This window comes from Ensifer sp. NPDC090286, from assembly GCF_044769565.1.
In the GTDB taxonomy this organism is placed as follows: Bacteria; Pseudomonadota; Alphaproteobacteria; order Rhizobiales; family Rhizobiaceae; genus Ensifer.
In genome coordinates, this window is sequence record NZ_JBIVYF010000008.1 from 114,564 (window position 1) to 134,954 (window position 20,391).

Genomic DNA, 20,391 nt, shown 5'->3' on the forward strand with positions numbered 1-20,391 from the left:
GCCGGAGTCAGCCACCTGCCTGTTGCAGAATATGACGCGCGCGCTCGATGATCGGCGCATCGACCATGGCGCCGTTGAGCGCAAAGGCGCCACGGCCGTCTGCCTGAGCCGTCTTTGCTGCGTCGATCACGGTCTTTGCCCAGGCGATCCGTTCTGGGCTCGGTGAGTAGGCCTCGTTCAGCACCGGGACCACGGACGGGTGGACACAGCTCGCGCCGTCAAACCCGTGGGCCTTTGCCTCACGAGCGGCTGCCTTCAAGGCATCCAGCCGCCTGTAATCGGCAACCGTCAGAAGCATCCCGAAGGAGAGCTTGCCTTCCGCCTTGGCGGCAAGGTGGACCATCAGTTTCGGAAGGCGCAATACGTCTGGCAGGGGTTCTGCACCCATGCTGGTCGCAATGTCTTCGCCACCAGCAGCAAGGCCGATCACACGGCTGACGCGCGCAATCGCGCGCGCATCGAGAACGGCGCCTGCATCCTCAAGGAGCGGCACGAAGGCGACCGGCGGCCGGCCGATCCGCTGCTCAATCGGCGCTAGATGCGCTGCAATATCCTCTAGCTCCTGCGGCGACCGGGCTTTTGCGACATAGAGGCCGAAGGCGCCGGCAAGGCAGGCAGCCTCTGCATCCGCCATTCGCAGTTCCAGCGCCGAATTGATGCGGACGAAGACGGTCGCGCCACCGCGTCCCACCTGCGCCACGGCGTCCTTCAGCCCATCCCTAGCGGCCTGCTTCTGCTCCAGGGCGACCGAATCCTCCAGCTCGAGGATGATCGCATCCGCGCCGCGCTCGTGCGCCTTGGCGATGAACGTCTCGGACGAGGCCGGGACGTAGAGAAGGGAGCGAAGCCTCACGCGGCCTCCCCTTGGACAATCGTCGCGATCGCGCCGCTATCCAGTCCCGCCTCAGCCAGAACTTCGGCCGTGTGCTCCCCAAGCGCTGGTGCAGGCCTCCGCCAGACACCCGGCGTCTCAGAAAGCCGCGGAACGATGTTGTGCATCGGCAGGCTGCCGAACTCGGCGTCCTCGACATCGACGATGATTTCGCGCTCGGCGAAATGGGGGTCGGACGCGGCGTCTGCAATATTGTAGATCGGCCCGGCCGTCGCACCGGCGTCGCGCATGATCTTCAGCGCCTCGTCATGGTCATGCCGGGCAAACCAGCCGCCAACGGCCTCGTCGACCAGATCGCGGTTTTTGACGCGCTCCGAATTGGTGGCAAAGCGCGGGTCCTGGTTCATGTCGGCGCGGCCGATGATCTCGAAGATCCGCCGTGCGACCTGGGGCGTCGATCCGGACAGCGCCACGTACTTTCCGTCGCGGCAGCGGTAGACGTTGCGTGGGGCGGCCGTGTTGGAGGCGCTGCCAACACGCTCCTTGATCTTGCCGGTCGTCTGATAGATCGCCGCCTCCGGCCCGAGCACCGAGAACATCGGTTCCAGCAGCGACAGGTCGATAACCTGCCCTTTTGCGTAACCGCGGTCGCGCGCAAGCAGCGCGGTCACGGTGGCCGAACTGCCATAGACACCGGCGATCATGTCGGCAAGCGCCAGCGGCGGCAGCACGGGCTCGCGATCGGGAAAGCCGGTGCGGTAAGCAAAACCGCTCATGCCTTCGATGATGGTGCCAAAGCCTGGGAATTGCGCGTAAGGCCCTGTCTGGCCGAAACCGGAAATACGCACGATGATCAGGTTGGGATTGCGGCCGTGCAGCGCTTCCGGCGAAAGCCCCATGCGCTCAAGCGTTCCCGGCCGGAAGTTCTCGATGAAGACGTCGGCCGTATCGATCAGCGCCCAAAGCGCCGTCATCGCCGCCTCTTGCCTGAGGTTCAGAACGACGGAGCGCTTGTTGCGGCTATAGGTCTTCCAATAGAGCGAGTGGCCATCGTCCTTCCAGTCGCGGAGCGGATCGCCTGCTGGCGGCTCGATCTTGATGACGTCGGCGCCGGCATCGGCCAGTTGCAGCGACAGCATGTTGCCGGCAACGAGCCGGGAAAGATCAAGGACCCTCGTGCCTGCAAGCGGTCCCTTGGCATCGGGATCGAATTGTCGCTTGGCAAATCCGCTCATCGAAGGCGCTCCCCGGTGTCCTTGTCGAAGAGCAGAACCTTGTCTGCATCGATCGTCAGCGTCACGTCCTGACCGGCTGCAAGCAGCTTGCCGCCGTGGACGACGACCGTGATATCCTGGCCGCCCATGTCAACGACGATTTCCTGGTCCTCGCCGGTCGGTTCGACCAGGCTGATGCGGCCCGGCACGCCCGTTGTTCCAAGCGTGATGTGTTGCGGGCGAATGCCGCAGACGACCCGCTTGCCCGCCTCCACCTTTCGCCCGAGCGGCAAGGAGACGCCATCCCGGGTCAAGGCCGTCTCACCCTCGGAGATCGCCTCGATCAGGTTGATCTCCGGCGAGCCGATGAAGCCGGCGACGAAGAGGTTGGCGGGATCGTTGTAGAGGTCGAGCGGGGCGCCCGCCTGCTCGATCTTTCCGCCGTTCATGACCACGATCTTGTCGGCCATGGTCATGGCCTCAGTCTGGTCGTGGGTGACATAGACCATCGTGCGGCGTAGCCGCTGATGCAGCTTCTTGATTTCGCTGCGCATCTTCACGCGCAGCTTGGCATCGAGGTTCGACAGAGGTTCGTCGAAGAGGAAGGCGCGCGGGTCGCGCACGATGGCGCGACCCATGGCGACACGCTGACGCTGGCCGCCGGAGAGTTCGCGCGGCAGGCGGTCGAGCAGCTTTTCCAGACCGAGGATTTCGGCCGCCTGGGTCACCCGCTTCTCGATCTCCGCCTTCGGCGCGCCGGCGAGCTTCAAGGCGAAGCTCATGTTTTCCGCGACCTTCATGTGCGGATAGAGCGCGTAGGACTGGAAGACCATGGCGATGTCGCGCTCCTTGGCCGGCATGTCGTTGACGACCTTGCCGCCGATGGTGATCTCGCCGGCTGAAATATCCTCCAGCCCGGCGATCATGCGCAACAGCGTAGACTTGCCGCAGCCCGAGGGGCCGACGAGCACGACGAATTCACCGTCGCCCATTTCCAACGAGATGTCGTTGAGCACGGCAACACTGCCGTAGCTCTTGCCGACGCTTCTAAGCTCTATCTCGGACATGTTTCCTCCCTTTCTTTTCGCCCGCAATTAGCGCTCGGCAACCTCGAGCCTGCCGATCGACATGCGCCCTGCAGACGCCATGCGAAGGCCAGCCATGCCGTAGCGTAGCGTCGCATCATCAGCCTGAAGCACCCGCTCGCCATCGACCGAAAGCGTCAGCTTGCCGCCTTCGACAGTGAGATCGACCGCATAGCTCCGGCCGTATTCGATACGGAACGGGCTGCGCGCGAGGACCTTCGTGCCGTGGTCTTCGAGCAGGATCACGGCTTCGCCGTTCTCAAAACCGGCAGCATAAAAGCGGCTCGTACCTTGAGCCCGTGCCACCACCAGGTGCGAAGCGCCCGAGTGCGGCTGAAGCTCGGCCTTGACGCTGACGTCGCGGAGATAGGCGTTGCCCGTCCAGGCGTCCGCGTCGGTTGCCGTGTGAGCATGGATGCGGCCCTGTTGCAGGCTCCAATGGCCGCGGTTCCAGGTGAAGCGGGTGATGCCGCCCCATTCATGCGCTTCCTTCGCCGGATCGATGACGGCGCGGCCCTTGCCGAAGACGGAGAAGTCCGCAAGGAACAGCCGGCCGAGGAACTTCAGTCGGCCGAAATACTCGACCAGGATGCCGACCTCGTCGACCGCCTCGCCATTGCCGTCGGGGATGGTGAAAGCGTAGTCCTGCCAGCCGCTCGCCGACGGCACGTGCCAGGCGCCGGTTTCCTGGATGGTGCCGCTCATGGCGCGGCGGATATAGGGCGCCACGCGCAGGTTGCCATCACCGTTCCACGGGTCGAGCCAGAGCTTGAACGACACCGTCTGGCCGTCATCGGCAAGCGGCGTGAACATCGGGCGGTAGCGCTCGTCGTCGAAGTCGGAGCGGCGATAGAAGGGCTTCCAGAAGATGCGTCCACCATGTCCGCGCTCGAGACGGTCGAGCAGGATTTCCAGCGATCCCTTGGCATTGTCCGTATGACGCTCCGCCGATGCCTTGACGGCGATCTGGTTGAACGGCTCGGTGCGGAAACCATGGGTGGCACCGGGTGCGTTGAAATCGAAGCGAACGCCGCGGCGCTCGAAATCCTCGACCCAGAGTGCGGGAGCTTCCCGCCCCTGCAGGCGCAGCGCCAGCACGGTCAGTTCGCGGGCAAACGAGGGAATGTCGACGACGTTGACTGTACCCGTCACGCCCGAAGCGACGACGAAGTCGTTGATCGGCTTGCGGTACTTGTCCCAGCCCGGCTGCACCTGCTGCAGCGTGCCGACGATCGCACCGGCATTGCCGGCGTTGCAGTCCGTATCCCAGCCGGCCATTGTGGCGATCTCGACGGTGCGCGGCAGGTCGCCCTGGCCGTAGATCAGGCTCATGATCAAAACGCCGGCATTCGGAATGATGTGGCAGACGCCGGGATAGCGGTCATAGCCCCAATCCGCCGTCAGCATGTCGCGGCAGGCGCGCCAGTCGTTCCGGTTGGCCTCGTGGAAGCGAAGCACCGCGCGGGAAACCTTGGCATAAAGCGAGTCGGCCGGGATCGTCGCAAGACCCGTCTCGATGACGTCCTCGATGTTCTTCGCAACAAACGCCTGGGCGATGGCTGCGGCGCAGAAGCGGGCGCCATGCAGGCCCTCGCCGTCATGGGCGACACTTGCTGCAAGTGCCGAGGCTTCGGCAGCCTTCTTCGGGTCGGCCGGATGCACCCAGCCCCAGCTGTCGATGAAGATCTGGCCGCCGATCTGTTCGGCAACCGTCGTGCCGTTCTGGGCGATCGAGCCGGATTGCGGCGCCGGGATGCCGGCACGCAGGTTCTGATAGGCGGTATGCTCGGTCGAGTTGCCGAAGCCGCCCCACCAGTACATGCCGTGTTCTTCGGCTGCATAGTTCAGCCAGGTCTTGCCGACCTCTTCGGCGGTGGCGCCGAGGCCGTAGTCGCGCAGCGCCCGGATGAAATAGACCGGGCCGTTGGTGTCGTCGTCGGCAGCGAAATTCTTGAAATCGCGCAGATATTCCGTCACCTCGCCATAGGTGTCCCGGATGCGTTCATAGCTCCAGATCGTCGGCTCGACGGGTGCGCCCAAGCGCACGCCGATCGCCTTGCCGATAAAGCCGGAATAGATACGCTCGAAGATTTCTGTGGTGCTGAGCATCGGATACTTTCGAATTCTAGAGACTGGGAACCTGGGTGAGCTCGGGGACGGCAAAGAGGCCTGCGCGCGCCGTGGCCCGCGCCGTTTCGCGTTTATGGTCGGCGGCCTGGATTGCGGTCACCGTTGCGGTAAAGGCATCGGCCGATCGGTAGAGATCGAGCTTGTTGACGCGGTCGAGCTGGGAGACCATCGCCCGGTCGATAATGCTTTCGCCGTACATGGCGCCGAGGATCGCGCCGGCCATGACGCCGATCGAGTCCGTATCGCGGCCGGAGTTGATGCCGTCGATGATCGACTTGTAGAAGTCACCGTCATTGACGACGGCAAAGCCGAGCGCCAGGGGCAGTTCCTCGATCGCGTGCAGACGCGACGGCTGGTAGGCGTCGGTGGCAATGCCGGCCTTCTGCGGCGTGTGCTGAACGTCGTCGCCCATCGGCGAATAGCGCGCGATGATGCGGTGGAATTCGGCGACGACGGTGGCGTGATCAGCACCCTTCAATGAGCGCGCAGCTTCGACGATATCGGCGATCGCGTCTCGCGTTCCGTCCTTGGCAACGGCCAGCGTTTCTTCGATGACGGTGTCGAGCGTGGTGCCCGGCACGAAAGCGGCAGCGACTGCTGCTGCCAGTACGCCGGCAGCCTCCAGGCCGAAACTCTGCTGGTGGCCCGAGGCAAAGGCGATTGCCTCGTCATAGGCCGCCTTCGGATCACAGGCATTGGCGACGCCGATCGGCGCGATATACATCGCGGCACCACAGTTCACCATGTTGCCGACGCCACCCTGGCGCGGATCGCAGCCCGAAAGCTGATGGCGCTGGAAGATCCATTTCTCCGGATAGAACAGCCGCTCGATCAGCATCGTTTCGCGCTGCAGTTCCGGCACCCAGCGTGGCGTCCAGGCGATCTCGCGCACCATGCCCGACGCCATGTCCCAGGCATCGAGGTGGCGCTTGACGTCGTCGTAGATCGACATGACGCAAAGGGTCATCAGCGTATCGTCGGTGACGATGCCGCCGCCACGCACACGGCCGTTACGGGCCGCCTCGCTCTGCTTCATGCGGTGCCACTCGGTATCGAGTGACGCCACCCGGCCATAGCGCTCGCGGATTTCCGCGGCGGAGAGTTTTTCGACCGGCGCCCCGATGGCGTCGCCGTAAGCGACGCCAAAGAGAAGCGCCCGAACCCGTCCCTTGAGGGAGAGCCCTTGAGCATCATTTGTCATTGAGAACCGTCCTTGCATATTCGGTCATTTTCTCGCCGCCGGCGGCGTTCCACTCGGAAACGAACTGGTCCCACTGGTCCATCTTGGCTTCGCCGGAAACGAACTTGTAAACCCAGGCCCGGTAGACGTTTTCCGTGGCGTCGATGTCGGTGGCGTATTCGGCAGGCCAGACGAACGCGTTGTCCGGCTTGAAGTCGGCTGAGATCGTCTTCAGCGATTGCTGCGCGGCTTCGCTGAGCCACTGAACCGGTGGCTGCCAGTTGGCGGCAACGAGGAAACGGGCATACCAGGTGGCGAGCTTGTCGGTCGGTTTGATGGTTTCGCCGTCCTTTGTGTACTGCTCACCCTCGAAGCCGAGCCGTTCGATCGCCTGGCCCTCGGGGCTGGCGATGAAGTCGAGCAGCTTGACCACCTCTTCCTTGTGTTCGGAGGTCGTCGCGATCGCGAGACCGCGCGCTTCCTTGGAGACGTCGAGCGCCATCAGGCCCTGGCCGCCAGGACCCTTCGGTGGTGAAAGCAGGCTCAGGTTCACACCGGGATGGGCCTGGCGCATCTTGCCGCCATAGATGTCGATGACTTCCGCGGAAGAACCGAAGATCACCCCGGCGCGGCCGGAATAGAACTTGTCTTCCTTCACGTCCCACTTGGTGGTGATGAATTCCGGATCGTAAAGGCCCTGCTCACGCAGCGACGCGTAGAAGCCGATCTTTGCCTTTTCCGCAGCCGATACGCGGGCATGGATCCACTCGCCGGCCTCGTTCTTCATCCAGGTGCCGGTCACGCCGAAGGCCTGGTTGAAGATGGCATCGAGTTCCTGGGTGTTGTCGGCGGTGGTCACGCCGTAGCTGTCGGCCTTGCCGTTGCCGTCGAAGTCACCATCCTTGATCGCCTTGAAGAGCGAGACGTAGTCGTCGGTCGTCTTCGGCGCCGCAACGCCAGACTTTTCCAGCCAATCGGTGCGGATCACCGGCTGTGGCATGCGTGGCGGGTAGACATAGAGCAGATAGGGGTAGTTCTTCAGTCTCTCGACATTGTGCGGGAAGAGCGCGTCCTTCAGATAGGTCGTCTTCGGCAGCCAGTTGTTCCAGTCCTCCAGCACGCCCTGCTCGGCCATCTTGGTGTCGCCACCCTGGAAATAGATGAGATCGGGGATATCGCCGGACAGAAGCATGGCGCTGAGCTTGTCGGCATAGCCCGAAGACGGCAGGTCGATGACTTGGATATGGATGTCCGTGCCCTTGGCCTTCAACGCCTCCTCATAGGCCTTCATCAGCTTGACGTCGTCCGGATTGCTGGTCGTCAGGTCTTTCGAGACGACCCGGATCGTCACCGGATCGGCGAAGGCGGGCATGGCAACGCTCGCCATCAATGCCATGGCGGCGGTTGCGCCAAGGATCAGTTTTCCAAGCATGTTTGTTCCTCCCAATATGCTTTGGCTTTTATCTCTGGGTTCTGCATCATCAGCCCTTCAGCGCACCGCTCATGGTGCCCTTGGTGAAGAACTTCAGAATGAGTGGGTAGATCGCGAGGATCGGCGCAATCGTCAGCAGGATCATACCGGCCTTCAGCGCGCGAATATTGATCTGGCTCGCACCGGTGTAGTTGTTGCTGTCGACGACCCCGACCATGGCGAGCTTGTCGCCCTCGACCACGAACTGGCGCAGCACCACCTGCAGCGGCCACTTCGACTGGTCGTTGAGGTAGATCATCGCCCGGAAGAACTCGTTCCAATGGAAGACGAAGTAGAAGAGCGCGATGGTCGCGAGCGCCGACTTGGCGAGCGGCAGCGCCACATACCAGAAGATCTGGAAGGGATTGGCGCCATCGAGTTCGGACGCCTCGATCAGTTCCTTCGGCACTTCCTCGAAGAAGCGCACAAGGATGATCAGGTACCAGGCGTTGACGACCTTGAAGAGGATCAGCGACCAGTAGCTGTCGAGCAGACCGAGGCGCTTGTTGATGAAGTAGTCCGGGATGATGCCGGGCTCAAAGACGATCGTGACGAGCACGAAGACGAAGATGATGCGCCGCCCCGGCAGGCCGGGACGCGAAAGCGCCCAGGCCATGAGCGCCGTCAGTACGACGCCAAGAAAGGTGCTGACCAGCGTGATGAAGATCGAGTTGAAGAGACCACGCTGGACCGCGGAATTGTTGATCAGCAGGTTCCAGACTTCGGTAGAGAAACCATTCGGGACGACCGTCAAGCCGCTCATGCCGGCAACCTTGCCCGGATCCGAAAAGGAGATGGCGAGCAGGTTGAGGAGTGGTTGCACCGTCAGGACGACAAGGAACATGAGCGTCGAGACGATGATCGCATATTCGAGCCGCTCGAGCGGCGTTCTGCGGACGTTGTGGGCGGCCATCACCATACCCCCTTGCCGGTAAGACGTTTCGAGAGAAGGTGGGCGGCGACGATCATCAGCATGCCGAGCAGGGCCTTGAAGAGACCCGCGGCCGTTGCCAGTGAGTATTCGCCGGTCTGCAGGCCGATGCGGTAGACATAGGTGTCGATGATATCGATCTTGGCGCGCACCACGTCGTTGGAGAAGTTGATCACCTGATTGAGGTCGGCGTTCAGGAACATGCCGGCATTCAGGATGAAGAGTGTCGCAATGGTCGGCACGATGCCCGGAATGGTGACGTAGCGGATCTTCTGCCAGCGGTTGGCACCGTCGATCTCGGCCGCGTCATAGAGCTCCTGGTCGATGGCGATGATGGCGGCGAGATAAAGCAGGCTGTCCCAGCCGGCTGAGCGCCAGATCTCCGAGAAGACCAGGACCCAGCGGATCGAACCGGTATCGGTCATGAAGGAGACGGGCTGCAGGCCGAAGAAACCAATGACATCGTTGACCGCACCGTCGCTGGGCGAGAGCACGGCGATGAACACGCCGGCGATGACGACCCAGGACAGGAAGTGCGGCAAGTAGATCGCCGACTGGATGAACTTGCGAAAAGCACCGCCCCGGATCTCGTTGAGCAAAAGCGCAACGATGATCGGGATCGGGAAGAAGAAGACGATCTTCATCGTCGAGATGATCAGCGTGTTCGCCAGCACCTGCCAGAAGATCGGCGAGGAGAACAGCGTCTGGAAATGCTTGATCCCGACCCAGATGTTCGGTGGGATGATGCGCAGCTGCTCGAAGGCGATCTTGGCTTCCCAGATCGGGAAATAATGAAAGATCACGAAGAAGATCAGGCCGGGCGCCATCATCAGGTAATAGGGCCACCATTGCCGCACGCTTTTCGTGAAGCTTTGCCGGTGGATTTTGGGAACGTTCCCACTTTGTGGCATGGCTGCATCCGCTACAAGATCGTTGCTTACGGTCATTGTTACCTCCCTGCCGCCGCGCGCACGGGTGCCAAGGCCGAGACATCGGCAAGCGAACCGCGCTCGACCAGTCGGCACGGCAGAAAAATCCGGCCGTGCTCCGGGCGACCGGCAATCTGGTCGAGCAGGCATTCGACCGCGCGAATGCCGATCTGCCGGCCAGGTTTTTCGATCGTCGTCAGCCCCGGCCAGGAGAAGGCGCCCGCCGGAATGCCATCGAAGCCGAGAATGGAAATATCCTCCGGGCACCGAAGCCCCGCCTCGCGAACGGCGATCATGGCGCCGAGCGCCATCAGATCGTTGGCGACGAAGACGGCGCGGCTGCCTCTCCACGGCCCGGCAAGCAAGCGTCCCATGGCCTTTCGTCCGCCTTCGACCGTGTAGTCGGATTCTTCGACCTGCAGGATGTCGGGATCGAGGTCGCGCGCCACGCAATGCTCATGTACGGCGCGCAGAAACCGCGCGCGTGCAAGACGCGACCGCGGACCGAGCATCAGAGCCGGCGCCGGGTGTCCACGCTCGACGAGGATATCCATGCCGAGGCGGACTGCCTGGGCAATGTCCGAACCGACGCTCAAGGTGTCGGGGAAACGCTCGGCGCTCGACCCGATGAAGACGAAGGGCAAGCCGAAGCGATCGAGATCATCGAAATTGTCGGCGACCGGATTGATGATCGCGCCATCGACGCGGGCGCGGCGCAGGGCGCGCAGATGCGTCGCTTCCTTGCCGGCATCCCAGTCCGACGAGAAGACGAGGAGCGAAATGTCGTCCTTGGCGGCGCGATCCTGGGCGCCGCGGGCGACTTCGGCCCAGAAGGGGTTGGTGATATCGGGAATGACCAGGCCGAGCAGGCCACTGCGCCCCGAGCGCATGCCGACGGCCAGATGATTGCGCTCGTAGCCGGTGGCCGCAACGGCCTTCAGCACCCGATCGCGGGCCTCGTCGGAAATACTGGCAGAACCGGCCAGAACCCGCGCAACCGTGCTCTTCGAGACCCCCGCCCGTTCCGCGACGTCGATAATGGTGGCCCGTTGCCGGGGTCCGTTCTTCATGTTTCCTCCCGGGCCCGGGGCCATCATCGAATGTGACAGGCCTCAAGCTCGTGGGAACGTTACCACGAGCTTTTGGACTTTGGCAAGACAAGAAATATCCCGCCTGGACCGAAGGCCCGCTTCGCCGATCGGCGCATCCGTCCTGCAGGGCTCTATGGAACAGGCTCGACGGATGCGGGAAACTATTGAACAATCGCCTCATGATTCCAGCAAGCCATTGGCTGAAAACAGACTTCCACACATTGTTTCGAACACGCCCCGACGGGCGGATCGTGTGCGAGAACGATCCGGATCAGACGCCGGGCCCGCGCTTCTGGCTCGCCGGGTGCGCGGAGACAAACCTGTGCGCAACACGTGAGGACCTGTCGGACGATCTGGCCGCGGAACTCGAAGGGCTCGCCGCATCCGAACCGCCCTTCGTCCATCCCAACACGCCGGTGCACCTTGAGCGCTACCTGTCGCTGCTTGGTGGCAATGGGCCTGCCGAACATAATTTCGGCCTTGTCTTCGAGCTGCCGCACGACACCCCTTATCAAGGCGACGCACGGCTCGTTGGCAGCGACTCCGAAGAAGGCGCAGGGATGATGCGAAGCTGGGCGACGGACGGGATTCCCAAGGCCTGGTTCGACCTTGGCTTCCGCGAGGTGGCCGACTTCTGGACGCCCTGGTGCGCTGCCATTGTCGACGGCGAGGTCGCCTCGCTGGCATTTGCGGCACGGCTCGCCGATACGGGGGCCGAACTCGGACTTGTGACCGCCAAGGCGTTTCGGGGACGGGGTTTCGGCGCCGCTGCGACGGCCGGCTGGTCACAGCTGCCGACACTTCGCTCCCGCTCCCTGTTTTACAGCACCGATCGAGACAACGTCTCATCGCAACGCGTCGCCGCCCGCCTCGGCCTAAGGCTTCGCGGTGCCAGCTTGCGGATATCCTGAAGCTTAAGGGCTACGCTCTCGCCTGCCTCTTACCCACGGACGTCAGCTAACGACGACCGTCGCCGCATTCGTTTTCGGTGAGCAAGACCCGTCAGAACGAGCGGGGTGCAGGATCCAGAAGCTTCACGCTGCCGGTAACAACTTTGTAGATCGCGTGGGCTGCCATGACGCCCTCGAAATGGCCGTCGGTTGGGCCGATAGGTGCGAGTGCCCACCGCACATAGCGGGGGCACTCAAACTGTCTACTTATCGCGAATTGACGATCCAGAAGTCCTGCCAATCCTGCAGCTTGGCGAAATCGGCCTCCGAGGTCTCGGAATGCGGGACGTACAGTTCATGCACGACGTCGATGACGCCGGAGGCTTCTTCCTTCGGAATTTTCGCTTCCTGGTTGGAGGAGATCTTGCCGTCGGCGAGCTGCGGCGCCATGCCCTCTTCGGTCATCATGAAGTGAACGAAGAGCTTGGCCGCGTTCGGATTCTTCGAGCCCGAGGCGATGACGGCCACGCGCGGGGTCAGCTGTCCGACCCAGGGCTTCAGGCCGGCGCAGATGCCCATGCCGTAGCCATTCTTCTTCGCGTCGCGGAAGATGGCCGAGCTCAGGAAGCCCATGAACGGCTTTTCCTGTCCGGCCGCACCGATGATCGGGCCGACATCGGTATCGCTACGGGTCACGCTCGGCTTGTTCTTGGCCAGGCGCTTGACCCATTCGGCCGTTGCGCTTGCCTCTTCCGTTTCGAGCGGCTTGCCGAAGAAGGCCTCGTAGGCCTTGCGCATCGCCTCGTCGTCATGGGTTTCGATCTGGTTGAACCAGAACATCGTCTCGTTGCGCAGCAGCGGATCGGGAATGGCGACGCGGCCCTTCCAGTCTTCTGTCGTCAGCGCCCAGACGTTGTCGATCGGGCATTTGTCGCCATGCACGTCGGTGTTGTAGGCCCAGACCCAAGGGTTGAGGCTGGTGATCGCGGGCGTCTGGTACTGAACCGGCACGACCTCCTTCAGGTCCGGCGGCATCCAGCTGACGCCGGCGCCCTGTGCAATGATTTCCGTGGTGACCGAGGGAAGATTGCTCATGTTGAAGACGTCGGAGCGAACGCTGCCTGCAACCGCTTCACGCAGGATGACCTGCTGCTGGTCCTGGCCGCTGAGCTTCACGCCGGTCGCCTGAATGCCGTACTTCGCCGTGAAGTTCTCGGCCATGGAAACGATCTTGCCGGTCGCATCGACGACGGTGATCGGTCCTTCCTTCTTGGCCGCCTCGATCAGCGCTTCGAGCGTATAGTCGGCATCGGAAATACCGAGCTCGGCTGCGTCCTGCGCTGCCGCCGGTGCGGCGAGCGCCACCAGCGACACGCCGGCCAGAATGGCGCGGCGAATGGATTTTGGCAGACTACCTTCTTGTATTGACAGCATTTTATCCTCCTTACGGTCAATTGCTCTGTCGGTACGGGATTGCTTCGTCTCAGGCGGCGATGCGCCGGCCCTCGGTATCGAAGATGTGCAGGTGCTGGGGCTCGGCGTGGAAGAACACGGTGTCGCCGCGGGCAGCCGCCGGCAGCTCGCCGGTGATCGCGAAGAACTGCTCGCCGTCGACCGAAAGCTCGACGATCCAGCTTCCGCCGGTTGGCACCACCTCGACGACCCTCGCCTGCTTTGCGCCTTCCACCTTGGTGCGCGCCAGGCGCACGGATTCCGGGCGGATGCCGACGGAGCCCGCCGGCTGCGGCAATGTCCTTGAAGCCAGTTGGCCCCGCATCCAGGCGACCAAGGCGCCGGATCGTTCGCTGCCAAGCTCGATGATGTTGATCGGCAGGTTGCCGACGAATTCGGCGACGAAGCGGTTGGCCGGACGCTCGTAGATGTCGTCGGGCGTGCCGAGTTGCTGCAGCTCGCCCTCGCTCATCACGGCAATGGTGGTCGCAAGCGTCATCGCCTCCCACTGGTCGTGGGTCACGAAGACGATGGTGGAACCGAGCTCCTGATGGATCCGCTTGAGCTCCGCCCGCATTTCCAGGCGCAGCTTGGCGTCGAGGTTCGACAGCGGTTCGTCGAGCAGGATGATGTCGGGCTTGAGCGCCAGCATGCGGGCGAGTGCCACGCGTTGCTGCTGGCCGCCGGAGAGCTGCGACGGCAGGCGCGTGCGGTAGCGGTCGATCGCGAGTTTTTCGAGGACCTCGGCGATGATCGCGTCGCGCTCGGGCTTGGCGACTTTGCGCAGCTTCAGCCCGAACTCGATGTTCTGTTCCACCGTCATGTGCGGCCAGAGCGCATAGTTCTGGAAGACCAGGCCGAGGCCGCGTTTTTCCGCCGGCACGTAGATGCCGTCTTCAACCGACACGATGGTGCGGTCACCCAGGTGAATCTGGCCGGCCGTCGGATGCTCGAGGCCGGCGATCATGCGCAGCGTCGTCGTCTTGCCGCAGCCGGACGGGCCGAGGAGGCAGAGGAAATCGGATTTCGGAATCTCGATGCTCAACCGCTCGACAGCCGCCTGCGCCGTGTTGCCGTAGCTCTTTCTGACATCGCGGATGCTGATGCTTGACATTACTTGCCTCCCAAACCGTCGGACAATTTGCTTTTTGTGAGTTTCTGGACGATCAGCGTGCCGCCGAAGGCGATGATGCAGATCATCAGCACCACGGCGTTGGCCGCCTGACCGTAGCCGTAGTCGACCAGCCTGAGCGCATAGGTCGTCAGCACGTCGGTCCCGGGGACGGCGAGCACGACGACGAGGCTCAGTCCCTTGATGCCGGAAATGAAGGGCAGCAGGATCCCGGTGACGAGCGCGCCCTTCTGGATCGGCACGACGACCGATGCCAGCCGACGGAACCAGCCGGCACCGGCAATCCGGGCCGCCTCTTCCGGATCACGCCCGAGCTGCATCATCGCCGAGATACCGGCACGCGAGGCAAAGGGCATCTGGTCGGCAAGGATCGCCAGCACCAGAATGATCGGCGTACCGTAGAGTGCGGGAACGGGTCCGCGCTGAACCGCGAACATCGACAGATACGCAGCGGCAAAGGCTATCCCCGGCACCAGATACGGCAGGAACGTCACTTGCCGCAGGAAGGTGGCAATCATCGTCGAGGACGTGCGGGTAACGGCATAGCCGACGAGGAGCCCGAGGAAGCCTGCGCCGGCAGCAGCCGAGCCGACGATCCAGAGCGTATTCCACGTCGCCTGCCAGAATTCCGGCGTCAGGAGGATGCCCTGCTTGAGCACCGTGGTGCCGAGATCGGAGCCGATCCAGTAGGCGAGCGTGAAGTTGTCGAGCGCAAAGACGCCGGGCACCTTCATGACCGTGGTCATGGCGAGCGCCAGCAACGGGACGACCGCGCTGACCAGGAAGACCAGTGTGGCGAGCCCCGCTGCAGGCAACCGGTAACCCCGCAGCGACGTGGTGCGGTTCATCGACCCCTTCGAGCCGATGACCACGAAACGACGTGCTTCCTTCAGCAGGTACATGTCGAGCGTGATCGAGATGGTGCCGAGCACGACGATGGTCAACGCGAGGATCGCCCCCATGCCGGTCTGGCTGGTGGAGATGGCGCGAAACAGCGAGGTTGCCAGTACGTCGTAGCCGACGGGAACGCCGAGGATATAGGCGACGCCGAAGTCACCGAGACATTTGGCGAAGATCAGCGTGCAGGCCGAAACCAGCGACGGCAGCATCAGCGGCAGGATGATCTTGCGGGCGATCACGCCGTTGCCGGCGCCGATGACACGGGCGGAATCCTCGAGCGTCGAATCGAACTGCCGCAACGCATTGCCGAACAGCAGGATGACGAAGGGCGTATAGTGCAGGGCCAGGATCAGCGTGATCGGCAAGGCGCCGTAGGCGAGCCAGTCAGGCGGGGCGAAGCCGAGCGCTTCCATCCAGCTCGGCTGTCCGCCAGTGGTCCGGTTCTTGAAAAGCGTCTGCCACGCAAGAGCAAAGGTCCAGGACGGCAGCATGTAGGGGATGATCAGAACGGTGGCGAACCACTTCTTGCCGGGCATGTCGGTTCGGCTGATCAGCCAGGCCATCGGGATGCCGACCACCAGCGCGACCGCGATCGCACCGAGGGCTATGGTCCCGGTGTGGAAAAGCGGCTGCCAGAAGACGTCGGCGGCGATCTTCGACAGGAAGACGCGGTTGAAATAGTAAAGCGTCAGCTCGCCCATCGATTGCCCGGAGCGGGCCTGGTCGGCGAACTGCACGAAGAACGCGTCCGAAAGCAGAAGAAGGATGGGCGCGGCAATCAGATAGGCGAACAGCACGACCAGACCGACGCCCACCATCGTGGTGGGGTCCTGGTTGTGGACCCTGTAGTTGTAAATGGCTTTGCCAAAGTTTCGCATAGCAATCCCGTGGGTTGGAAGCCGCACAGCAGCCTCGGGCGGGTTGGCCCGGCCTGCGGTGACGTTTGTGGTAGGCGCGCGACAGGGCCTGCGCACGCGGCGCATCGGTCTCCTGTCGGGCTGTTGGATGAGGTCAGAAAGTGGAAGCGCCGGCCTTGTCGATGACCTCGCGCACGCTTGCCCAATCCCGATCGTAGCGGATCGGCAGGAAGCGCTCGTCGCCGTGAAACTCGCTCTTCATTTCCGCAGTGAACTCGAAGTCGAAGAAACACCGCTTCATCGCCGCGACCAGCGGCGGGGCGAGATCATGCGCATAGGCGAAGGACGACGTCGGAAAGATGCCGCTGGTGAAGATGACGCGGAGGTCTTCGCGCTTGACCATCCGCCGCTCGATCAAACGTTCCAACACGTCGGACGCGACGGCCGCCATGTCGTAGTCACCCGAGATCACCCCGAGAATGGACTTGTCATGACCGCCGGACATGATCGGCGCATAATCCTCCCCCGGACTCAGGCCTTCGCCCGGGAAAAGCGCGCGCGGCGCCAGGTGCCCCGAGTTCGAGAACGCGGACGCGTGCGCCACGCGCCGCCCCTTGAGATCGGAGAGGGTCTTGAACGGGGAGTCCGCGCGAACGATGGCAATCAGATTGTAGCCGCGCACCGCATTGCCGATGCCTTTTGCGGCAAAGGGAACGGCGCCGGCGCGGTTAACGGCCTCGACCGTCGGTCCGGTCGAAAAGCCGGCGAAGTGGAGCCGCCCGGAGCGCATGGCTTCGATCTCCGCCTTGCTCGACTGCACCGGGTAATAGACGATCTGGCGACCGAGACAGGCGCCGAGATGGGTGGTGAAATCCTTGAACAGGCTGGCGTAGATGGCCGGCTCCTCGATCGGAGCATAGGCCCAGACGAGCGTCTGCGGATCCCGCCATTTCGAAGGGTCTGTCGGCGCATCGGCAACGAAGTCCTTGTCGGCGTCGCAGTAGCGCTCGTCGAGATCGGAGCTTGTCCCGCAACCGGCTTTCGCCGTTGTCGACACGGGCAACAGCAGCACGCACGCCAATGCGAGGCCGGCCAAAAACAGCCTGTGCGCGTTCATGTCTACCCCTCCCCGAAGCTCCGCTCTCCCGGCGAAAGCTTCATAGTTCTCATCTGCTTTTGATCTGTGTATGGGAGTATCACTGTCACAATCCTGTCACCTGGAAACGCGATGCGCATTCTCCTGATCGAAGACACCCCAGACATCGCCTTTGCCATTTCCATGCGCCTGGAAAAGGAAGGCTACGAGGTCACGACCGCGTTCGACGGCGCGGAAGGGGAGCGGCTCGCCCTCAACGCCTCGCACGATCTGGTGATCCTCGACATCAACCTGCCGAAGCGGGACGGCTTCGCCATCCTGAGTGCCATGCGCCAGGGTGGGCTGACGCGTCCCGTCATCGTCATCACCGCCCGCAACCAGGTGGCCGACAAGGTCGACCTGCTCGAATTAGGCGCTGACGACTATCTGGTCAAACCCTTCGACCTGCACGAGCTCGTCGCGCGCATTCGGGCCGTCTCCCGCCGGCACCTGGGGGCTGCACAATCGGTTCTGCGCTTGGGCTCGATCTCCATCGACCTTTCGGCCCGCGCGGTGATGCTCGAAGGCCGCCCGCTCGACCTCGGCCGCCGCGAATTCGACGTGCTGGAGGCCCTGGCGACCCGCGCCGGCACGACAGTCAACAAGGAGCAGTTGGTCGTAAAGCTCTTCGGCTATGAGGACACGGGCACGCCGAATGCCGTCGAGTTGCTGGTTTCCCGGGTGCGCCGAAAGCTCGAGGACTGCGACATCGAGATCGTCACGCATCGCGGCGTGGGCTACATGCTGCGCCAGCGTACCGGGAGCGGCGCAAGCGGTGCGGTCTGATTACTCGATCGAGCGCCGCATCCTGTTCAGCGGCGCTGCCCTGCTCATCATCATCGGGCTTTTTCTGTTCTGGATGGTGCGCTGGAATGCCCACAACGCGGCCGAAGAAGCCTTCGACCGGGTGCTTGGCGCGGCCGCACTTTCGATTGCCGACACGGTCTCTATCGAAGACGGCACCGCAAGCGTCGACCTGCCGCATTCCGCCTTCGCCATCCTCGGCACATCCCGGCTCAATCGCATCTTCTACCGGGTGGCGGCCCCGGACGGCACGATCATCACCGGCTCGCCGATCCTCGGCCTGGAGATCCCGCACGGCACGGGACCGCAGTTGCGGCTGGCCGACAGCACCTACAGGGGCGAGCGGATCCGCATCGCCGCCGTCGCCCGCTACAGCACCGACGCAGCCGGCGGCGGCTGGGTCGACGTTCTCGTCGGCGAGACCCGCGAGGCGCGCGATCAGCTTGGGCTGCACCTGACCTTCAATGCGGCCCTTCCTGCGATCGCCGTTTCCGTGCTGGCATTCCTGCTGATCTGGCTGGCGGTCCGCCAGGCTTTCGCACCGCTGAGAACAGTCGAGGCCGATTTGCGCCACCGAGCCTCGTCTGATCTGAGCCCAGTCTCCGGCCCGATACCAAGGGAGGTGAGCGCACTGATCTCGGCGCTGAACGACTTCATGGGCCGACTCGATTCCGTGCTTGTCGGCTTAAAGAGCGTGACGGCCGACGCCGCCCATCAGTTGCGCACGCCATTGACCGCCTTGCGCGCACTTGCAGAACTTTCGATCGACGAAGCGCCGGCGGGCAGATTGCGTGACATTCTCGGCCGCATCCACGCCAACTCGGTCAATGCCAGCGTTCTCGCAAACCAGCTTCTGTCGGATGCAAGCACGCTGCACGGCATCGAATCGCGCCTGCGCGAGACCCTCGACATGCGCCTCGTTGTGCGGGAGGCCATCCGTCGCCTGCAGGCCGAAGGTTCCTATCCCGCCCTCGACGACATGCTCTCGCTTAACCTGCCCAACAACGCCGTCGAGATCGAGGCAGAGGCCGTCAGCCTGCGCGAGATGATACGCAACATCGTCGAAAACGCGCTGGTGCATGCGCCGGGATCTATCGAGGTCACCGTGACGGAGGCGGATCGCCTGGTCCGTTTCGTTGTTTCCGATCGGGGGCCCGGAATTCCCATGGAGATGCGCAAGCAAATGTTCGAACGCTTTTCCCGGGCCGACAGCAGCAAGCCGGGCTCCGGCCTTGGGCTCGCCATTGCCAGAACCGTCGCGGAAGCCATGGGCGGCAGCATCGGCCTCGACGATCGGGATGGAGGCGGGTTGTCGGTCGCGGTTTGCCTGCCCAAGGGAGGAACCCCGGCATGATCGCTCGGTTCACGCTCATGCTTCTCGCCGTGCTCTTTGCCGCATCGGCGCCGGCGCGGGCCGCTCCGGAACGGCTGACCATCGTCGGGGTCGATGCACAGCCGACGATGCAGCCGCTGCTCGACGCTCTTCGGGCCGACATGCCACACACGAAGGGCCAGTACAGGCAGGCGCGGCCGAGCCAGATCATTTCGCGGCTGCTGGCGGGCGTCGACGATGCCGACCCGATCGACGTGCTCGTGCTGCCGACGCCGGATCTTGCCGTTTACCTCGCCAACGAAGGCAGTGTCTCGCGGCATGGCGCTTCGGCGGTCAAGCACCGGCCGCAGCAGCAGGCCCACTGGCGCAGCGAAGTCTTCAGCATCGGCTACGACCCGGCGGTCTTTGTCGTGCGCAAGGGCGCACTGGCACCGTCCGACGTCCCGCGCACCCGAACCGAGCTTGCGCGTACGCTGGAGCAGAACCGCGCGCGCCTGCTGCGCCGGGTCGGGCTGGTCAACATCGGCATCGACGATGTCAGCTATGCCTTCGCCTCGCAGGAGGCGCTTCGATCGCCGCTCTTCTGGCGCATATCCCGTGCTGTCGGTGCATCGCAGGCCCGCATATTCGACAGCAACGAGGAACTGCTGCAGGCGATGGCGGAAGGCCGCATCGACATCGGCTACAACGTGCCCCTGTCCGCCGTGCGCAAATGGATGAGCAAGGCCGCATCGATCGAGATGGTGATCCCTGAAGACTACGTGCTGGCGCTGCCCTGGACGGCATTGATCCCGGAGAAGGCGCGCAATCGCTCGACCGCCGGCGATGTGGTCGATTTCCTGCTTTCCGACCGCGCCGACAGCGCGCTCGAACAGGTCGGCCTGACCCGGTCGCGCGACCTCGACACGATGAAGAACGTGCAATTCATCGAATTGGGACCGGAGCTGCTCGTCTATCTCGACGCCGTCAAGCGCAGCCGATTCCTCGACACATGGTTCCAGCTCGTCATCCAGGACTGAATGGCG

17 protein-coding genes are annotated in these 20,391 nt (G+C 63.4%); 4 read left to right on the plus strand and 13 right to left on the minus strand.

Features of this window, described 5'->3' with window-relative positions; translation table 11 throughout:
- Positions 1 to 7: 7 nt before the first annotated feature.
- From ACIQUG_RS31440 to ACIQUG_RS31480, 9 genes are read right to left on the minus strand one after another with little or no spacing between them, the layout of a single operon-like run.
- On the minus strand, positions 8 to 853 hold the full coding sequence (locus tag ACIQUG_RS31440; RefSeq protein ID WP_402326181.1) for an HpcH/HpaI aldolase/citrate lyase family protein: 846 nt from the start codon (positions 851 to 853) through the stop codon (positions 8 to 10).
- Positions 850 to 2,067, minus strand: a complete 1,218-nt coding sequence (locus ACIQUG_RS31445; protein ID WP_402326182.1) for a CaiB/BaiF CoA transferase family protein — start codon at positions 2,065 to 2,067, stop codon at positions 850 to 852. The genes ACIQUG_RS31440 and ACIQUG_RS31445 overlap by 4 nt, the downstream gene beginning before the upstream one ends.
- Entirely contained in the window at positions 2,064 to 3,113 is a 1,050-nt protein-coding gene (locus ACIQUG_RS31450; RefSeq protein ID WP_402326184.1) for an ABC transporter ATP-binding protein, read from the minus strand. Before ACIQUG_RS31450 ends, ACIQUG_RS31445 begins: the two co-directional genes overlap by 4 nt.
- A gap of 27 nt (positions 3,114 to 3,140) precedes the next feature.
- The gene (locus tag ACIQUG_RS31455; protein WP_402326186.1) at positions 3,141 to 5,240 is read right to left on the minus strand and encodes an ADP-ribosylglycohydrolase family protein; all 2,100 of its coding nucleotides are present in this window, start codon (positions 5,238 to 5,240) and stop codon (positions 3,141 to 3,143) included.
- Positions 5,241 to 5,256: 16 nt separating this feature from the next.
- Complete coding sequence (locus ACIQUG_RS31460; protein ID WP_402326188.1) at positions 5,257 to 6,462, minus strand: ADP-ribosylglycohydrolase family protein; 1,206 nt, start codon at positions 6,460 to 6,462, stop codon at positions 5,257 to 5,259.
- Positions 6,452 to 7,873 carry an extracellular solute-binding protein gene (locus ACIQUG_RS31465; RefSeq protein WP_402326190.1) on the minus strand — a complete coding sequence of 474 codons (1,422 nt, stop codon included), beginning with the start codon at positions 7,871 to 7,873 and terminating at the stop codon, positions 6,452 to 6,454. Before ACIQUG_RS31465 ends, ACIQUG_RS31460 begins: the two co-directional genes overlap by 11 nt.
- Before the next feature lie 49 nt (positions 7,874 to 7,922).
- Positions 7,923 to 8,825, minus strand: a complete 903-nt coding sequence (locus ACIQUG_RS31470; RefSeq protein ID WP_291151043.1) for a carbohydrate ABC transporter permease — start codon at positions 8,823 to 8,825, stop codon at positions 7,923 to 7,925.
- A complete protein-coding gene (locus ACIQUG_RS31475; protein WP_402326191.1) occupies positions 8,825 to 9,790 on the minus strand; it encodes an ABC transporter permease in 966 nt (321 codons plus the stop codon). Before ACIQUG_RS31475 ends, ACIQUG_RS31470 begins: the two co-directional genes overlap by 1 nt.
- A gap of 2 nt (positions 9,791 to 9,792) precedes the next feature.
- Positions 9,793 to 10,842: a LacI family DNA-binding transcriptional regulator gene (locus ACIQUG_RS31480; RefSeq protein ID WP_192448403.1), complete on the minus strand. Its 1,050-nt coding sequence runs from the start codon at positions 10,840 to 10,842 to the stop codon at positions 9,793 to 9,795.
- Positions 10,843 to 11,027: 185 nt separating this feature from the next.
- On the opposite strand from ACIQUG_RS31480, the gene ACIQUG_RS31485 reads away from it, so the two are divergent.
- Positions 11,028 to 11,774, plus strand: a complete 747-nt coding sequence (locus ACIQUG_RS31485) for a GNAT family N-acetyltransferase (protein ID WP_402326193.1) — start codon at positions 11,028 to 11,030, stop codon at positions 11,772 to 11,774.
- Positions 11,775 to 12,020: 246 nt separating this feature from the next.
- Here ACIQUG_RS31485 and ACIQUG_RS31490 read toward each other — a convergent pair whose 3' ends face one another.
- The 4 genes from ACIQUG_RS31490 to phnD all read right to left on the minus strand — a co-directional run bounded on the left by ACIQUG_RS31490 (position 12,021) and on the right by phnD (position 17,211).
- Entirely contained in the window at positions 12,021 to 13,187 is a 1,167-nt protein-coding gene (locus ACIQUG_RS31490) for an ABC transporter substrate-binding protein (RefSeq protein ID WP_402326194.1), read from the minus strand.
- Positions 13,188 to 13,236: 49 nt separating this feature from the next.
- The gene (locus ACIQUG_RS31495) at positions 13,237 to 14,319 is read right to left on the minus strand and encodes an ABC transporter ATP-binding protein (RefSeq protein ID WP_402326195.1); all 1,083 of its coding nucleotides are present in this window, start codon (positions 14,317 to 14,319) and stop codon (positions 13,237 to 13,239) included.
- The gene (locus tag ACIQUG_RS31500) at positions 14,319 to 16,115 is read right to left on the minus strand and encodes an ABC transporter permease (RefSeq protein ID WP_402326197.1); all 1,797 of its coding nucleotides are present in this window, start codon (positions 16,113 to 16,115) and stop codon (positions 14,319 to 14,321) included. The genes ACIQUG_RS31495 and ACIQUG_RS31500 overlap by 1 nt, the downstream gene beginning before the upstream one ends.
- Before the next feature lie 133 nt (positions 16,116 to 16,248).
- Positions 16,249 to 17,211, minus strand: a complete 963-nt coding sequence (gene phnD / locus ACIQUG_RS31505) for a phosphate/phosphite/phosphonate ABC transporter substrate-binding protein (RefSeq protein ID WP_402326198.1) — start codon at positions 17,209 to 17,211, stop codon at positions 16,249 to 16,251.
- A 111-nt stretch (positions 17,212 to 17,322) separates the two neighbouring features.
- Between phnD and ACIQUG_RS31510 the strand changes: the two genes are divergently transcribed.
- The 3 genes from ACIQUG_RS31510 to ACIQUG_RS31520 are packed head-to-tail and all read left to right on the plus strand — an operon-like array spanning position 17,323 to position 20,385.
- Positions 17,323 to 18,015 carry a response regulator transcription factor gene (locus ACIQUG_RS31510; protein ID WP_043620592.1) on the plus strand — a complete coding sequence of 231 codons (693 nt, stop codon included), beginning with the start codon at positions 17,323 to 17,325 and terminating at the stop codon, positions 18,013 to 18,015.
- Positions 18,005 to 19,387 (plus strand): sensor histidine kinase N-terminal domain-containing protein, encoded by a 1,383-nt coding sequence (locus ACIQUG_RS31515; RefSeq protein WP_402326199.1) that lies wholly within the window; start codon positions 18,005 to 18,007, stop codon positions 19,385 to 19,387. The genes ACIQUG_RS31510 and ACIQUG_RS31515 overlap by 11 nt, the downstream gene beginning before the upstream one ends.
- Positions 19,384 to 20,385, plus strand: a complete 1,002-nt coding sequence (locus ACIQUG_RS31520; protein ID WP_402326200.1) for an ABC transporter substrate-binding protein — start codon at positions 19,384 to 19,386, stop codon at positions 20,383 to 20,385. The genes ACIQUG_RS31515 and ACIQUG_RS31520 overlap by 4 nt, the downstream gene beginning before the upstream one ends.
- The last annotated feature ends 6 nt before the right edge of the window (positions 20,386 to 20,391 follow it).

Excerpts from the sequence above, each read along its gene's own strand:
- ACIQUG_RS31445 (WP_402326182.1), bottom strand. The coding sequence starts at position 2,067 with ATGAGCGGATTTGCCAAGCGACAATTCGATCCCGATGCCAAGGGACCG.
- ACIQUG_RS31450 (WP_402326184.1), bottom strand. The coding sequence starts at position 3,113 with ATGTCCGAGATAGAGCTTAGAAGCGTCGGCAAGAGCTACGGCAGTGTT.
- ACIQUG_RS31455 (WP_402326186.1), bottom strand. The coding sequence starts at position 5,240 with ATGCTCAGCACCACAGAAATCTTCGAGCGTATCTATTCCGGCTTTATC.
- ACIQUG_RS31460 (WP_402326188.1), bottom strand. The coding sequence starts at position 6,462 with ATGACAAATGATGCTCAAGGGCTCTCCCTCAAGGGACGGGTTCGGGCG.
- ACIQUG_RS31465 (WP_402326190.1), bottom strand. The coding sequence starts at position 7,873 with ATGCTTGGAAAACTGATCCTTGGCGCAACCGCCGCCATGGCATTGATG.
- ACIQUG_RS31470 (WP_291151043.1), bottom strand. The coding sequence starts at position 8,825 with ATGGCCGCCCACAACGTCCGCAGAACGCCGCTCGAGCGGCTCGAATAT.
- ACIQUG_RS31475 (WP_402326191.1), bottom strand. The coding sequence starts at position 9,790 with ATGACCGTAAGCAACGATCTTGTAGCGGATGCAGCCATGCCACAAAGT.
- ACIQUG_RS31480 (WP_192448403.1), bottom strand. The coding sequence starts at position 10,842 with ATGAAGAACGGACCCCGGCAACGGGCCACCATTATCGACGTCGCGGAA.
- ACIQUG_RS31490 (WP_402326194.1), bottom strand. The coding sequence starts at position 13,187 with ATGCTGTCAATACAAGAAGGTAGTCTGCCAAAATCCATTCGCCGCGCC.
- ACIQUG_RS31495 (WP_402326195.1), bottom strand. The coding sequence starts at position 14,319 with ATGTCAAGCATCAGCATCCGCGATGTCAGAAAGAGCTACGGCAACACG.
- ACIQUG_RS31500 (WP_402326197.1), bottom strand. The coding sequence starts at position 16,115 with ATGCGAAACTTTGGCAAAGCCATTTACAACTACAGGGTCCACAACCAG.
- phnD (WP_402326198.1), bottom strand. The coding sequence starts at position 17,211 with ATGAACGCGCACAGGCTGTTTTTGGCCGGCCTCGCATTGGCGTGCGTG.
- ACIQUG_RS31510 (WP_043620592.1), top strand. The coding sequence starts at position 17,323 with ATGCGCATTCTCCTGATCGAAGACACCCCAGACATCGCCTTTGCCATT.
- ACIQUG_RS31520 (WP_402326200.1), top strand. The coding sequence starts at position 19,384 with ATGATCGCTCGGTTCACGCTCATGCTTCTCGCCGTGCTCTTTGCCGCA.